Source organism: Methylobacterium sp. J-118, assembly GCF_057836565.1.
This window is the reverse complement of the sequence record NZ_JBYQFA010000001.1, coordinates 4,558,782-4,573,846: the sequence shown is the minus strand read 5'-3', so window position 1 is coordinate 4,573,846 and position 15,065 is coordinate 4,558,782. Positions and strand designations below refer to the sequence as shown.

The 15,065-nt window shown below is 69.4% G+C and carries 13 protein-coding genes and 1 pseudogene; 4 read left to right on the top strand and 10 right to left on the bottom strand.

Annotation, left to right across the window (positions count from 1 at the left end):
* Positions 1-99: 99 nt before the first annotated feature.
* Together AC3IF3_RS22355 and AC3IF3_RS22350 are read left to right on the top strand one after the other, a co-directional pair.
* Entirely contained in the window at positions 100-405 is a 306-nt protein-coding gene (locus AC3IF3_RS22355; RefSeq protein ID WP_243967672.1) for a Dabb family protein, read from the top strand.
* Positions 406-540: 135 nt separating this feature from the next.
* Positions 541-1,023: a hypothetical protein gene (locus tag AC3IF3_RS22350; RefSeq protein ID WP_243967673.1), complete on the top strand. Its 483-nt coding sequence runs from the start codon at positions 541-543 to the stop codon at positions 1,021-1,023.
* A 630-nt stretch (positions 1,024-1,653) separates the two neighbouring features.
* Here the strand turns inward: AC3IF3_RS22350 and AC3IF3_RS22345 are convergent.
* Both AC3IF3_RS22345 and AC3IF3_RS22340 read right to left on the bottom strand, forming a co-directional pair.
* Positions 1,654-2,292 (bottom strand): annotated as a pseudogene (locus AC3IF3_RS22345) (DedA family protein); the annotation flags it as partial.
* Positions 2,293-2,376: 84 nt separating this feature from the next.
* The gene (locus AC3IF3_RS22340) at positions 2,377-2,976 is read right to left on the bottom strand and encodes an acyltransferase (RefSeq protein ID WP_489218256.1); all 600 of its coding nucleotides are present in this window, start codon (positions 2,974-2,976) and stop codon (positions 2,377-2,379) included.
* Positions 2,977-3,384: 408 nt separating this feature from the next.
* Here AC3IF3_RS22340 and AC3IF3_RS22335 point away from each other — a divergent pair, with 408 nt between their 5' ends.
* Both AC3IF3_RS22335 and AC3IF3_RS22330 read left to right on the top strand, forming a co-directional pair.
* Positions 3,385-4,458, top strand: coding sequence for an FkbM family methyltransferase (locus AC3IF3_RS22335; RefSeq protein ID WP_243967677.1), 1,074 nt, complete (start codon positions 3,385-3,387; stop codon positions 4,456-4,458).
* Positions 4,459-4,686: 228 nt separating this feature from the next.
* On the top strand, positions 4,687-5,037 hold the full coding sequence (locus AC3IF3_RS22330) for a hypothetical protein (protein ID WP_243967679.1): 351 nt from the start codon (positions 4,687-4,689) through the stop codon (positions 5,035-5,037).
* A gap of 112 nt (positions 5,038-5,149) precedes the next feature.
* Here the strand turns inward: AC3IF3_RS22330 and AC3IF3_RS22325 are convergent, their stop codons facing one another.
* The 8 genes from AC3IF3_RS22325 to AC3IF3_RS22290 all read right to left on the bottom strand — a co-directional run bounded on the left by AC3IF3_RS22325 (position 5,150) and on the right by AC3IF3_RS22290 (position 15,014).
* Positions 5,150-7,207: a glycosyltransferase gene (locus tag AC3IF3_RS22325; protein WP_489230360.1), complete on the bottom strand. Its 2,058-nt coding sequence runs from the start codon at positions 7,205-7,207 to the stop codon at positions 5,150-5,152.
* Positions 7,204-7,788 carry a hypothetical protein gene (locus tag AC3IF3_RS22320; RefSeq protein ID WP_489230359.1) on the bottom strand — a complete coding sequence of 195 codons (585 nt, stop codon included), beginning with the start codon at positions 7,786-7,788 and terminating at the stop codon, positions 7,204-7,206. The genes AC3IF3_RS22325 and AC3IF3_RS22320 overlap by 4 nt, the downstream gene beginning before the upstream one ends.
* 318 nt (positions 7,789-8,106) lie before the next feature.
* A complete protein-coding gene (locus AC3IF3_RS22315; protein WP_489230358.1) occupies positions 8,107-9,537 on the bottom strand; it encodes a mannose-1-phosphate guanylyltransferase/mannose-6-phosphate isomerase in 1,431 nt (476 codons plus the stop codon).
* Positions 9,538-9,625: 88 nt separating this feature from the next.
* Positions 9,626-10,624, bottom strand: a complete 999-nt coding sequence (gmd, locus tag AC3IF3_RS22310) for a GDP-mannose 4,6-dehydratase (RefSeq protein WP_489218252.1) — start codon at positions 10,622-10,624, stop codon at positions 9,626-9,628.
* 423 nt (positions 10,625-11,047) lie between these two features.
* Positions 11,048-11,542, bottom strand: a complete 495-nt coding sequence (locus AC3IF3_RS22305) for a hypothetical protein (protein ID WP_489230357.1) — start codon at positions 11,540-11,542, stop codon at positions 11,048-11,050.
* A gap of 169 nt (positions 11,543-11,711) precedes the next feature.
* Positions 11,712-12,617, bottom strand: coding sequence for a hypothetical protein (locus AC3IF3_RS22300; RefSeq protein ID WP_489230355.1), 906 nt, complete (start codon positions 12,615-12,617; stop codon positions 11,712-11,714).
* 11 nt (positions 12,618-12,628) lie between these two features.
* Positions 12,629-14,497, bottom strand: a complete 1,869-nt coding sequence (locus tag AC3IF3_RS22295; protein ID WP_489218250.1) for an O-linked N-acetylglucosamine transferase family protein — start codon at positions 14,495-14,497, stop codon at positions 12,629-12,631.
* A gap of 10 nt (positions 14,498-14,507) precedes the next feature.
* A complete protein-coding gene (locus AC3IF3_RS22290) occupies positions 14,508-15,014 on the bottom strand; it encodes a hypothetical protein (protein ID WP_489218249.1) in 507 nt (168 codons plus the stop codon).
* Between the last annotated feature and the right edge of the window lie 51 nt (positions 15,015-15,065).

Genomic DNA, 15,065 nt, shown 5'->3' with positions numbered 1-15,065 from the left:
TCGGCGACAGGGGGAATGCGTGCGCCGCCAACAGGATCGGAGAGGGGCCGCCCGGCCCGGGATATCGGCCCCGGCCGGCGTTGAAACCGGGGTGGCCCGATGATCCGCCACACCCTCCTTCTGCGCTTCGACCACCGCACGCCGCCGCCCGCGTGCGATGCCGTCCTCCTGTCGCTGATCGCGCTGTGCGACCAAGTCGGGGAGGTCGACTCGATCGCGTTCGGTCCGGAAGCGGATCCGCAGGTCCGGGTGCAGGGCTTCACGCATGCCTTCACCGTCGTTTTCGGGAGTGAGGCGGCGCATGACGCGTTCCACGCGCTGCCGGGATACGCGGCCGCGCTCGAGCCGTTGCGGGCCGCGGAGGCCGTACAGGTCGCCCCCCCGGACTTTGGTGCGGGACGGTGAGAGGCCGTTCCGGCCGGGGCCGTCCGGGCTGCGCGGGCGCCGTCCGATTGTTGCCCGTCCTCGCGCAGACCGATTGACGTTGCGAACGGCTTATGGCCAAGCCCTTCTCCGCTACAGCTTTTCGAGAACGGGACGATGGCAGGAGACGACACGCTGGCGAAGGCCCTGGCTGATGTGCGTCAGCGGCGGGCTGATCTTCAGGCCGAGTACGAGCGCATCCAGACCGAGCTGAACAAGCTCCGGACGGCGGAGCGATCCCTGGCGGTGATCGTCGAGGGCGCCGTGCCGGAGGAGACGGACGCCTTTTCCGGTCCCGAGCCCTCGGACGAGGCCCCCGGCCGCCCCCGGCGGGCCACCGGCCGCGGCAGCCGCGGGCCCCGGACCAACTCCGCGAAGGGGCGGTTGAAGGCGCTTCTGGAAGAGACGGGGGCGCAGGGCCTGTCGCACGCCGAGATTGAGCGGCGCCTGCCCGACGTGGCGGCGAACACGCTGAACACGTATCTCAGCATGATGGTCACCGGGGGCGAGGCGGTGCGCAGGGGCGACTTCTACGTCATCGCCACGCCGGCCCAGTCGGACGACGAAGCCCCGACCGACGACGCATCGGACGAGAGCTAGGGCCTCGTCCCGACTATCGGGTACGGTCGACGCCGCGCGGACGGATAGGCCGGCCCGTCCGGGGCGGAGGGTGATCCGAGCCACTGCCTCATCCCGAGAGGCCCGCGCCGGCCGGCCGGAGGGTTCCTTCGAGGCCGCCGCTGCGCTCGGGCGCCTCAGGACGAGGGGGATGCGTGGGATCGTCCGGGGGCGACGTCAGGCCGCCAAGCCGGTCGATCCGGGGAGTCCTGCACCGGCGTCCGTGGCCGGACGCGGGCGTCGCAGGCGCTGGCGGAGCACCAGCAAGAGGAGAGCGGGCACGGCCAGGATGAGCCCGACGCCGAGGATGCCGACCTGGCCGGCGAGGTATCCGTAGAGGCCGCCCGTCACGCCATCGCGCCACGACGCCGCCGCCATGCCGACGGTCGCCAGGAGGAGACAGAGGGGGGCCTTGAACCACCAGGGCACGGCCTTGGCGGGGCTCCGCTCGGCGGCCGGAGCGCCCCCAGCGGGGATGGCCGTCTCCTGGCTGAGGAGCATGGCCATCTGGTCCTCGAAGTCCTGCTGCGCCGAACGGCCGCGCTGCAACGGCGTCGCCGGCGTCTCATCCCGGCCGCCCTGGGGCGCTGCGGAAGCCGGCGTCGACCCCTCCGTGAGCGGGCCCGGGATCGCGGCCTCGGCGGCGACCATCAGGCGGGCCTCGTGCCGGCGCATGAACAGCCACAGCGCCACCGCCCCGAGCAGGACGAAGGCCAGCAGGCCGAGGCCGACCGGCCCCATGACGTTCTCGATCGACCGTCCGCACAGGTAGGCGCCGAAGCCCATGATCGCCGCCCAGGCCACGCCGCCCAGGGCGTTGAAGGCCATGAAGCGGCGCGCATCGAGCTTGTTCACGCCGGCCAGCACCGCCGCGTAGGCACGCAGCATCGCGGTGAAGCGGCCGAAGAACACGATCTTCCCGCCGTGCCGGCGGAAGAGATACTGGCCGAGCTTGAGCCGGCCGTGGTCGAGGCCGATGAGGTGGCCTTTCCGGAGCAGCAGCGGCAGGCCCCAGCGGCGGCCGACCCAGTAGCCGGCATTGTCCCCCAGGATGGCGGCGGTCGCCGCGATCGCCACCACGGCGGCGATGTTGATGTTGCCGGTGCTGCCGGCATAGGCCGCCGAGGTCAGCAGGACCGTCTCGCCCGGCAGGGGCAGACCGGCGCTCTCCAGCGTGATGATGATGAAGATGGCGAGATAGCCATAATGCGCGATCAGGTCGGTGATCGGCAGATCGTGCAAGAAAGCCACCGGCGTCCCTTCGGTTTGCAGCGCGGAGACGGTTGGCCCCGGGAAGGTGGCGGTACTGAGGCGTGGCGGCCGATCGGTCCGGCCTCAGATCAGATCGTTGCGCCACGTCACGTTGCTGCGCAGGACCTTGGCCGGAACGCCGCCCACGAGCACGTTGGCCGGGACCGCGCCGCTCACCAGGGCATTGGCGGCGACGATCGAGCCGTCTCCGATCGTCGTGCCTTTCAGGAGCGTCGCCCGGGTCCCGAGCCAGACCCGATGCCCGACATGGATCGGCCGGGGCGGGTTCACGCGCTCGCCGGTATCCACATCGACGATCGAATGCATGTCGCTGACCGTGAAGCTCACCCCGCCCGCGATCAGGCAATTGTGGCCGATGGTGACGTCCCGCGCCTCGTGCGCGGCGATCGAGGCGTCACCCACGAAGGCGGTGTGTTCGCCAATGATCAGCTTGGCGGTGGCGAGCAGATAGACCCGGAGCGTCTCCAGGCGGACATGGTCGCCGACATGGATCGTCCCGTGCGACCGGCACAGGATCGCCAGGCCGTTGCCACTCGACCCACGCCCGATCGCCACGTGGTTGTGGTGGCCCTCGAACGTGATCGTTCCCTCGTAGGTCTCGAGGAACCCATCCGGTGCATCGACCTGATTGTTCGCACCGCGGTCGTCGATCGTGACAGGCATGGCTCTGAATGTTCTCGCGCCGAGGTCGCTGCGAACGGACGCCGGAGCTGCGCCGCCCGCGAGCAGCCGTCCCCGCTTGTCCGATACCGGCCAGGCCCCTCTCTGTGTCCCGGCCTTGATGATCCGATCCGGGGCAGCGGTCCAGATGGGGCCGCCGATCGGTCAGGGATACCGTGGGCGATCGGTCCCCTCCCCTCCGGGGGACGGCCGGGATTGGGCTCGCCGAACGCACCGCATCGCCAGCGGCCTTGCCCTCGCCCCAATGCCGGGGCACCTCGCCGGTTCGCGACGAACAGTTTCAGGATTGGCCATCAAGGCTACGAAAACAGGCTGATGCCTTCTAATAGCGTGCTCGGCGACGGCGTCGCTCAGCACGATTGATGTCGTATCCGCTACTGCGAGTGAACTATGCTGGAAGCCCTGGAACAGATGAACCACAACGGCCACTGGGTGGAGAGCATTCTCCACGTCGGGGCCAACGAGGGCCAGGAGCGGAACGACTACGAGGCGAGCGGCGCGAGCCCGTGCCTGTACGTCGAGCCCGTCGATTCGGCCTTCGCCATCCTCGAGGCCAACCTCGCCAGCATGCCGTTCCACCGGCCGATCCGTGCGGTGTGCGCGGAGCGGGCCGGTGACGAAGTCCTGTTCAATGTGGCCAGCAACGGCGGCCAGTCGTCGAGCCTGCTCGCGCTCGGCGCCCATGCCGAGCACCACCCGCACATCGTCTACACCGGTGCCCAACGGATGGTGACGACCACCGTCGATCGGATCGTCGCCGAGCACAGCCCGGACCGGGTGCCGAACCTCCTGGTGATCGACGCGCAGGGCTCCGACCTGCGGGTGCTCCAGGGGGCGACGCGGACCCTGACGGCCCTGGACGGGGTCTATATCGAGGTCAGCGAGACGCCGCTCTACGAGGGCGGGTGCACGCTGGACGAGGTCACCGCCTTCCTGAAGGGCTTCGATCTGCGCCTGCGCTGGCTGCGCCTCGACGGTGCGGGACATGGCGAGGCGTTCTATTGCCGGCCGAAGCGGGGCGGCATCAACCTGCCGGACTATGAGGGCGTGATCAGCGCGGGTAAGCCGGCGGCGCAGAGCAGCCTGTGCGAGTGGTCCTACTTCGACGTGGCGAACGGGCCGCAGGGCGGGGTGAACGGCCCGTTGACCGGTCGGCCCGGATTTCACACCGACATCGAGGACGCCCCCTGGTGGCAGGTGGATCTGGAGGCGATCCAGGCCCTGAACGAGGTGCGGGTCTACAACCGCATGGACTGCGCGCGGGAGCGTTCGCGGACGCTGCAGGTACTCCTGTCGAACGACGGAGAGACCTGGCGCCGCGTGCACGATCAGGCCGGCCGCACGTTCGGGGGCGCGGATGGCCGACCGCTGCAGGTTCCGCTCGCGGGTGAGCGTGCCCGGTACGTGCGCCTGCAATTGGCGGAGCGCGCATTCCTGCACCTCGATAAGGTGCATGTCTTCTGAGGGCCTGTGCCGTGACCGGGTGAGCGACGGGCCGGCGCGAGGGCCCCGCGTCCGGGGATTGGCGTTTGGCCCGGGAGTCCGGCGGAGCGCTGCGCCTGTCCCGCACCAGCCGTCGTGCGGCCCGTGACCCCGAAAGGGGGCGCCCCGATTGGGAAACGCGGAGGTGCCAACGAACGGCCCGGCTGCTACACTCTCGCCCTGCCCGAATGGGCCCTTGGACCGGTCGCCATGCGCCTGCTTCTGCTCGGCTGTTCACTCCTTCTCCTGCCGACGCCGGCCCTGGCGCTCTGTCGCTGCACCTGCGTCGAAGGCGTCTCGAGGCCGATCTGTCAGCCCACCGACCTGATGGTACCCCTCTGCCAGGATCTGTGCATGGACAGCGTCCGGCCGGAGCGGGTCACGCGTCCGCTGGCGGGCGGTCGCCCGGCCACGGAACCGATCCAGCCCTTCAATCCGGCCCCCGGCGGTCTCTCCGATCCGCAGCAGAATCTGGATACCGACGTGAACGGGTTGCCCCTGGGGACGTCCAGTACGTTGTCGGGCAATGTCGGCGGGTTCTCCGGAGGGGGCGGCCGCTGAGGCCGTTCCCGGACCCTTCGGTGCTGCCGGATCGGTCGAGGCGCCGGCCGGATCCTGACGGACGCGGCGCCGCTCGGCCCGGCCGTCGCGCGGCGCCGCGATGCCCGGCCCGCTACCCCGGCAGGCCGTGCGCGGCCTCGATCGCCTGGAGCCGGGCCGCATAGCGGCGCGCGATCGCTGCGACGCTGAAATCCTCCCGCACCCGGAGCCGCGCAGCCGTCGCGCGCGCCTGCCGCTCCGCGGGGGCGCTGTACACGGTCCGCATCGCCGTGGCCGCCGCGTCGATCGACGGCTCCGCCCAACGGCTCGCACGCTCGACATAGACGTAATCCGTCGGGAGCGGACGTTCCAACGTGTAATCGACCAGAAAGGCCGTCTGCGGCGAGCAGAAATCCATGTTGCCCGAATAGCCGGTCGCGATGACCGGCAACCCGATCTGCATGGCCTCCAGGAGGCCGAAGCCCCAGCCCTCGGAACGGTGCAGCGAGACATAGGCGTCACTGGACCTCTTGAGGCCGATGAGGGCGTCGTAGCTCAGCGTCTGATCGAGGATGGTGATCCGGGGGTCGCGGGCAGCGAGGGCGTCGATCGACGTCCAGGTCCGCAGCTGCTCGGCGCTCACGATGCGGCTCCGGTTCTGCGTTTTCAGAACGAGCGCCACCGGCTCGCCGGCGGAGGCTGGGAAAGCGGCCTGGAACGCCTTGAGCACGCCGAGCGGGTTCTTTCGCTCGACGAACGAGAACGAGTCGAACGTGGCGAGGAACACGAACGCCTCATCCGGTAATCCGAGGCCGGCGCGCGGCATGGGAGACACATCGGCGACCGCTTCCACGGCCATGCCGACGTTGTAGACGGGTGTCGCGGTCGCGCGCGCGTACGTCTCGCGATTGTATTCCGACGACACCCAGATCTCGTCCAGCAGATCGAGGGCGAGGCGGTGGCTTTCCGGAACGGTGTCGAGCTCCCAGAAGAAGTAGCCGATATTGTACGAATCCTGGGTGATGCGGCGATCCAGGAGGGCGAAGGCGTGGGGGACGACCTCTGCGTTGAGATGCATCAGGTTGATCCGACGCGGTCGTTCGAGACGGGGCGCTGGCGTCGCGCGGGCCGTGAACCCGATTGGGGCGGGATTGCCGGGGAAGAAATCGAGCTGTGCCGGTGATCGGCCGGCGCTCGCGAGGATCTCGAGGGACAGCCGCATGGCCTGGCCGAGCCCCGACGTCGCGCGTGTCGGGCCGATCACCGCGACTCCGGCTTCCGGACCGTCGCTGAACCGGGGATCGCGCAGAAACGGCAGGCCGGCCCCGCCTTCGAGGGGCGCAGGCCGGAGGGATGCGCGGGCATTCGGGCCGTGATCCCCGTATCGGGCGCGGATCCGGGCGCTCAGGCCTTCGGCGCGCGCGGAGTCCGGCGAACCCGGCTGTCCCAGGGCCACCGCCAGCAGATCCGTGAGGAGGGGGCTCCGATCGCGCTCAATGCTGTGCAGCAGGGGTGATACGGTGTTCCAGGGCAGAAGGCGCACGAGATGCGGCTTCTCCAGGGCGCGCAGCAGGACGATCGCCACCAGCGTCGCGCGTCCGGCGTCGGAATTCAGGTCCAGGGCCTGGAGGGCCGCGTCCGACGCGTGGTAGGTGCGCAGGAAATAGGTCAGCGCGAAATCGCGGGCTGCGGTGCTGTCGTCGGCGGCGCACAGCATCCGGACCTGGGCCGGCGTGATCAAATCGCCGCCGGGGCAGATCTGCGCTGCGCGCTCGACGGCCCACCAGTAGAGTGCCCGCCTCAGCGCGGCGACATCATGGAGATCGATGCCGGGCTCGAAGTCCTGCGTGATGAAGGCGTACGCGGCGATGCTCACCTCCGCGGCCAATCCGAGCAGCGGCATCGGCGCGTTGAGAAAGTCGATCTGGCTTCGAGAGAGCGGTACGGGCAGGCGGTGGTAGACGTTGCTCTCCGTCAGATACCAATACAACACCCGCATCCGCTCGATCAGGTCGCCATCCGGAACGAAGTCCCGATGGCGTTCCGACCGCGCCACTTCGAAGGCGACGTAGCGCGTGATCAGACCCTCGGGGTCCTGATCGGGCCGCGCCGTCTCGAGGAGCCGATCGAGCTGGCGCCGCGACCGATGTCGTGAACCTTCGGCGCTGCCTCCGCCGTCGCAACCGCTCACGACCGGCCTCCGGAGGCGGTCGAGAGGATGCGCACCGCTTCCGTGCGGAGCAGGTCGAGCGCCCTGCCGTTGCCGAGCGTGGCGATGCGGTTGAGCAGATCCGGCCGGAACGGCGAGCCGCCGAGTTCGAGTCCCAGGGAGACTTCGCGAACGTGGATCAGGCGTCTTCCGACGGCGCGACGGTCGAAGGCGAACTCGAAGCCGCAATAGCCGTCGTTCAGGCCGCTCGCGGCGACGTCCTGGCGGAACTGGTCGGCGACGAGCGTGGCCGTGAGATCGCCGGCGCTGACGGCGACGTGCAGACGCCGCCCCGGGATCGTCCGATCGTGGATCCAGCCGACGATGCGATTGCCATCCACGAAATCGATGTAGCCCTCGATCCCGCACGGGATCGGCGGGGCGGGCGCTCTGTCCGCTGCGGGATCGATCGGCGATCCCGCGAGCGGGGTTCCGGTCGAGGCCTCCCGGACGTGGATCAGGTCGCGCCCGGCGGCATCGAGATGCAGGGCTGCCGAGAAGCCGCAGAAGCCGTCGTTTCGGCCCGCCGCCGCCACGTCCTTGCGCTCCTCGTCGGCCGTCACCCTGAGGACGTCGTCACCGCTGACGATCTCGATACGGAGACGGCGCCCCGGTGCGCTGCGATCGTGGGCCCAGCCTGCAAGACGATGGCCGCTGAAGGTGTCGACGAAACCCTCGATGTCGCCGCCCGCCGATCCGGACGCCGCGCCGTCTGTGCTCGCGTGTTGAGGGGGGGGCGCTTGGATCATCGGGTCTGCTGCGGCGCGGCCTGGGGACTTGGAGGGATGCGACTGCGGCCAGGGATATGGGGGCGTATGCGCGTCGCAGGGGCGGCCCCGCCCGGGCGCTGAGCGCCGGTGTCCACTCCGGCGGAGGGCGCCCTAGCGCCCGTAGATATCCTCGACGCGGATGATGTCGTCCTCGCCGGTGTAGGAGCCGACCTGGACCTCGATCAGCTCCAGGGGGATCTTGCCCGGGTTGGCCAGGCGATGCATCGAGCCGATCGGCAGGTAGATCGCCTCGTTCTCGTGGACCAGAACCACCCGATCGTCGATCGTCACCTCGGCGGTGCCGCGCACCACCACCCAGTGCTCGGCCCGGTGGAAGTGCTTCTGCAGTGACAGCCGCCCCCCCGGCACCACCTGGATCCGCTTCACCTGGAACCGCTCGCCGATGTCGATCCGCTGGTACCAGCCCCAGGGCCGGTACATCCGCAGATGCGCGTCCGCCTCCGGTTCGCCGGCCGCCCGCAGCGCGTTGACCAGCTCCTTGACCTGACCCGAATGCGCCTTGGACGCCACCAGCACCGCGTCGGGGGTGGACACCACCACCACGTCCTCCAGGCCGACCACCGCGGTCAGCCCGCCGCCCTCGCTGTGCACGAGGCTGTTCCGCGTCCCGATCAGCGAGACCCGGCCGCGCACCGCGTTGCCGGCCGCGTCATGCTCCAGCACCTGCCAGACCGCGTCCCAGGTGCCGACATCCGACCACGGGAACGACACCGGCAGCACCCCGGCCCGGGCGGTCCGCTCCATCACCGCGTAGTCGATCGAGATCTTGGGCGCCTTCGCGAAGGCCTCGGCATCGAGCCGCACGAAGTCGAGGTCGGTCACCGCCGCCTCCAGGGCCGCGCGGGCGGCCGCCAGCACCTCGGGGGCGAACGCCTCGAGCTCGGCCAGCATCAGGTCGGCGCGGAACAGGAAGTAGCCGGAGTTCCACAGGGCACCCTCGGCGATCAGCGCCTCGGCGCCGGACCGGTCGGGCTTCTCGACGAAGCGGGCAACCCGGGCCGCGCCCGGGGCCTCCGGGATCGGCTCGCCGCGGCGGATGTAGCCGTAATCGGTGGCCGGCCGGTCGGGCTCGATGCCGAGCGTCATGGTGTAGCCGGCCCGGGCCCCGGCGGCGGCGCGGGCGACCGCCTCGACGAAGGCGGCGGTGTCGGGCACGACGTGGTCGGCGGCCATGATCAGGACCACGGCCTGCGGGTCGCGCGCCCCGGCGTGGAGCGCGGCCACCGCCACGGCGGCGGCGCTGTCGCGCCCCTGCGGCTCGAGCAGGATGTCGGCGGAAAGCCCGAGCTGGTCGCGCTGCTCGGCGACGATGAACCGGGCCTCGGCCGAGGCGATCACCGTCGGCCGGGCGAACACCGCCGCGTCCGACACCCGCGCCAGGGTCGCCTGGAAGGTCGAGGCTTGCGCATCCACCAGCCGGGCGAACTGCTTGGGCATGCTCTCCCGCGAGGCCGGCCACAGCCGCGTCCCCGTCCCGCCGCACAGGATCACGGGCCTGACAGTTTCGGTGGATCGGGACACCTGAAGGACTCCAGGATTGGGCGTCGGATCCCGCCGCCCGCGCTGGACGGGTGCAGGATCCGCCGCAAGACGGCAAGGGTGGATCGGTTCAGGCGTTGGCGCTGAGGCGCTTGATGTCGGCGTCGACCATCTCGGTGATGAGATCCTCGAGGCTGGTCTGCGCCGCCCAGCCGAAGGTCGCCTTCGCCTTGGCCGGGTCGCCCAGCAGCACCTCGACCTCCGCCGGACGGAAGAAGGCCGGGTCGATCACCAGGTGGTCGTCGATGTTCAGCCCGACATGCTTGAACGCGATCACGCACATGTCCCGCACCGTCGTCGTGCGGCCGGTGGCGATCACGTAATCGTCCGGCTTCTCCTGCTGCAGCATCAGCCACATTGCCTGCACGTAGTCCCGGGCGTGGCCCCAGTCGCGCTTGGCGTCGATGTTGCCGAGCCGCAGCTCCTTCTGCCGGCCCAGCTTGATCCGCGCCACCGCGTCCGTGACCTTGCGGGTCACGAACTCGACGCCCCGCAGCGGGCTCTCGTGGTTGAACAGGATCCCGTTCGAGGCGTGCAGCCCAAAACTCTCGCGGTAGTTGATCGTCATCCAGTGCGCGTAGAGCTTGGCCACGCCGTAGGGCGAGCGCGGGTAGAACGGCGTCGTCTCGCTCTGCTGGGCCTCCTGGATCAGGCCGAACATCTCCGAGGTCGAGGCCTGGTAGTAGCGCGCCTGCGGGGCGACCGAGCGCAGGCATTCGAGCATGTGCACCGCGCCCAGGCCGGTGACCTGGCCGGTGAGCAGCGGCTGCTGCCAGGAGGAGGTGACGAACGACTGCGCGGCGAGGTTGTAGATCTCGTCGGGCTTGGCGGTCTGAACGATGCGCAGCAGCGCCGACTGGTCGAGCAGGTTGCCGTCGACCAGCTCGACATCGTCGAGGATGCCCAGCCATTTCAGCCGGTGGTCGAACACGCCGGCATGGCTGGAGCGGCGTACGATCCCGGTGACCGCGTAGCCCTTCTGCAGGAGCAGCTGCGCCAGATACGCGCCGTCCTGGCCCGTGACACCCGTGATCAGCGCGCGCTTGTTGTTGGCCATGCTGTCGTCCATTCGCTCCAATGTCTACGATGCGGGCGCATCGAACGCGGCGCCGAACCTTGAAGGCTGCCGGGTACGCGCAGGAAACCGGCCTTCCGGCGCAGCGGCCAGCACCGCTCGTATCCTGTTGCGGACCGCAATAACGTCTGCGGCCGCGCAGGTCGAGGCTGCCGATTCTGCAAAGTCTCTATCGCACCGCGCTGGATACCGGAACCGGGACGATGCGCCGGCTTTTCGATTCGGATTGTCTTTCGTCCGAAGTCCCGCAGCCGCTCTCCGTTCGGGGCAAAGCCTCGATCGGGGCGCGGCCTACGGCGCGGCGACTTATCCAGCCCGTGAGCGTTCGGCGTCGGCAGGTCCTGGACCCGTCTCGGGCGCCGCGCCCGAACGCGGGGTCGCGCGCGCGTGCGGTTTGCCCCCGGGAGCCGCCCGATCTCAATCACCGTCGCCTTCGGGGAGCGGCATCGCCACGTCGCCCGGCATGAATCGGATCGCCCCGATCTCGACATCCTCGCCGGCCTCGACCGGCAGATCCAGCTTCGGCGGCTGTCGACCGGTCAGGATGGCGTGGACCGTGATCGCCCGGGAGGCGGCCGTGGGCTGCCCGCACACGGCCTGGAGATAGGCGATGTTCAGCCAGACGCCGCTCTCGCGCGGGACCGTCGATTTGAGGACGTCGAAGGCCCGGAAGGCGAGGCTGACGTTTCGGGTCAGCCCGAGGAAGAGGCCGTACTGGGCGAGCGCCGCCACATCGAGCTCCGGGTGCTGGCGGCAGAGCTGCGCGACCTCGTTCAGCCGGTCGGTCGCGACGAGATGCATCGCGAGGAGCAGCGTGTCCTCCGGCGTCCGAGTCCATGTCGCGTCGCGGGACGAGACAGTTTCGCCCCCATGCCCGACGAGGCCGCACAGGAGCGCGTTCCGGATCGACATCGCAGATGTCTCCTCTAGAGCATCATCCCGAAAGGTGGGTTCCGGCTTTCGGAAAAAATGATGCCAACCCAAAGACCTGGCGCATTGTCCTGATGCCGATGTTCAGGACGATGCGCGCGAGCGCCCGCCCGCCGAAGGGGATACCGGTTCGGCGGGCGCGCGCGTTGACTCACCGGCTCTCGCGGCGCAGCGGATCGAACTGCCACGTGCCGGCCATCTCCATGATCAGATCGACGACGGCAGCGCTGGTGTTGATCTGGTAGCGATGCGCCACCGTCGTCGTGTCGTGCGCGAGGCCGCGCCCCTCGGCATAGGCGAGGTAGCGCTGCGCCAGGGCCTGCGTCGCGGCGATGCCATCCAGCGCCGGCAATTCCGGCGCCCGGTCCGAGCGCCGCAGGGCCTCGAAGCTGGGGGCGAACCGCTGCAGGAACGTGTCGTGGAAATGCCTCCAGCTGCCGAAGTCCCAGCCCGCCCGGTGGGTGAGATGATGCATCGGGAAGCCGTCGATCCAGGCGGCCGTGTGACCCTCGGTCATGAAGGCCAGCGGCAGCATGTAGTCCCACCACGGCAGGCCGATCGTGAACGGGTCGCAGGCGAGCGCCGAGGCCTTGGCGATGTCGAAGAAGAACGCGTCGAAGCCGTTGTTGTACAGGACCCGCGGCCGTCCGAACGGGTGCTCGACCTCGTAGCGGCTGGCGAACAGGAGCGCGTGGCGCCCATCGAACGCCATCCGCGCGCCTACGTTCGAATCCGCCGCGTAGACGTCGGCGTTGACGATGCCCCCGTGGGGGGCGCCCGTGGCGCGCAGCGCCTGGATCATCTCGGCGAGGGGGATCAGCGGCTTGCCGCAGAGGGCCGCCATGTCCCGCTCGGCGGTCACGACCTCGACGTCCGGGAAGGCCGCCTTGACGAGGTCGACCTCGGCGGCCGCGTTGACGCTGAAGATCTCGAAGCCGTTCTCGCGCCAGCTCTGGATGCAGCGGTGCTGATAGAGGTGCCCGATCTCGCAATCCTCACCGACGTAGCGTTTGATGAACGGGGAGAGCGAGGTCGCGAGGGGGATGGATCGGGCCATGGAACACTCCGTCAAGCCGCGCCGGACGGCGTCGTGGTGAGGGCGGTGTTCAACTCCCGGGCGAATCGCCGGGCGTACAACTCGGTGTCGAAGAACGGGGCGTCGTGCAGCCCCTTCGCGATGCCGATCTTGTAGCTGGCCCAGTCTGCCGGGTCCTGCGCCAGCCGGCGCGCGGTGTCGACATAGCCGTCGATCGTGTCGGTCACCTGGTCCCCGAGGCCGAGCAGTTCGAGCAGGTCGGCCGACTGGTTCTCACGCTGGGTCAGCCCGCGCTTCGTCACGACCGGGATGCCGAGCCGCAGGGCGTCGAGGGACGACAGACCGCCACTGTGGGGAAAGCTGTCGAGGTAGATGTCGACCGTGGCGAGCAGCGTGCTGATGACCGAGGCCTCTTTCCAGGGCCCCGCGATCGTGACCCGGGCGGGGTCGACCCCGTGGGCGATCAACTGGCGGCTGAGCCGCCGGCAGAACCGCGCGATCGGGTAGGACGAATCCCAGTTGGGGTTGAACGGGTAGAGGACCAGCCGGCTGTTGGGCGTCGCCGCCAGGACGCGCGCCCAGGTCTCCGACAGGACCGGGTGGATCTTGTAGAAATTGGCTCCGCTGGCGAACAGCGTCGTGGTCGCCGGCGTGCGCAGCTCGGTCATGTCGAGCCACTGGCGGGACGGGCCGGTGCCGGCGTCCCGATCGAACACGAGGCAGGAGCCGGGCAGCCGCACGAGGCGCTCGGTGTATCCCTCCTGCGGGTCGGACCCGCTCTCCGAGATCTCGCCCGAGACATAGAGGTCGATCGCCGGAAACCCGGTCGTGAAGACGGCGCAGAAATTCACCGCCTGCCAGCGGGCGAGCCGGAGCGTGGCCAGCGCGACGTACTCGTTGTAGCCGAACGTGATGTTGTTCATGAAGATGAGGCAGTCGAGATCGAGCGCCCGGATCGCCGTCACCTTGTCCTTCAGGGCCGGCTTGCCGTTCAGGTTCTCGATGTCGTGGCTCAACGCCCGGATCGGGCCGATCAGCGTATCGGCATCGTCCGCCGGGGCGCCGAAATAGCCGTTGTGATGGATGATCGAGACCACGTGGAAGCCGTGCGCCTTGAGCCGGCGCGAGGACGCGACGCCGACGAAATTCTCGGTGCGGGCGTCGACGTCGTTCCAGAGCAGGCCGAGGCGGATCGGTCGGTCCGGGGGAAGCGGCTCGGGGCGGCCGGACTCCACCGGGTCGAGGCCGTGCTTGCGCCGGATATAGGCTCGGATCAGGCGGCTCTTGGCCTGCGCGAACGGCACGAGGTAGCCCTCGCACGAATAGATCGCACCGCTCTTGAGGGAGGCGACGCCGTGCTCCAGGAGCGGCCGGATCTGGCCCGGAGGCGATCGCTCCATCAGATCGGCGATGAGATTGTACAGCCTGACCGTATAGTCGAAATAGACCGTCCGCTCCTCATCCGTCCCGAAGCACTTCGGGTGCCAGGCGATGTAGCGCAGCAACAGGTCGTCGAAGCGCTGCTGCTCGATGAACAGGGTCAGTTCCGGCAACGCGTGCGGCGGCACGAGGAACAGGCCGGCGAAGAGCCGTCGCGCATCGCCCCTGGGCAGATCGTTCCAGGTCGCGACGATCTCCGCCGGGGCCGCCGGCAGTTCCAGGACGAAATCGATCAGCTTGGCGTCCTGCACCACCGCGTGGAACAGGGCGGACGAGCCGGTGCTCAGGAGACCCGCGGTCGCGTCCGGGTCATGGTGCAGGACGAGATGCACGAAGCGGTTCCGCGCCAGCGTGGCGAGGCTCGCATTGGCGGGGCTCGGTTCCTCGAAGGCGAGATCGACGCAGGCGCGGAGATGCCGGATCGCGTCGAAGACCGCGTCGGATGCGAGGCGCGTGCTCATGGGACCGCCGTCATGCCACCACGCGCACCGGCGCGTGGTCCGCGAGAGTGTGCAGGTAGGCCGCCACGGCCGCGTCGAGGCTCGCCCGGGCCCGCTCGACGCTCGGATGTGGCGAGGGCCGGGCGCTGACGCGACAGACACCGATCGACAGGCGGCGGGGATCGCCCAGACTCGGTCGGCCACCGAACGGCGCGTCGATGCGGAGTTCCGTGACACCCTGGTGATGGGGGGCCGCCGGGACCCGAAGCGTATAATAGTTCATTTCGACGGATTGCTGAACGGCCGTATTCTCCCGGACGAACGGCGTCGGGACGCCATCGACGGCGAAGCTGAGCGCATCCCACTTGTCGAAATCGATGATGTAGGGGACGTAGACCAAGATCTCTAAAGCGGCGCGCCGATCAACCGACAGCTCGATCGTCGCGCTCGACTCGCCACTCATCCAGCGGAAGTAATATTGGGGCGTCTTCTCAGTCGGAAACCAGCCCTTGCCACGGAAGCTGCCGTCGAAGAGCATGTCGCACTGGCGCGGCCGGCGCGTCTCCGGGCTGCCCCCGCGCTCCCTGTC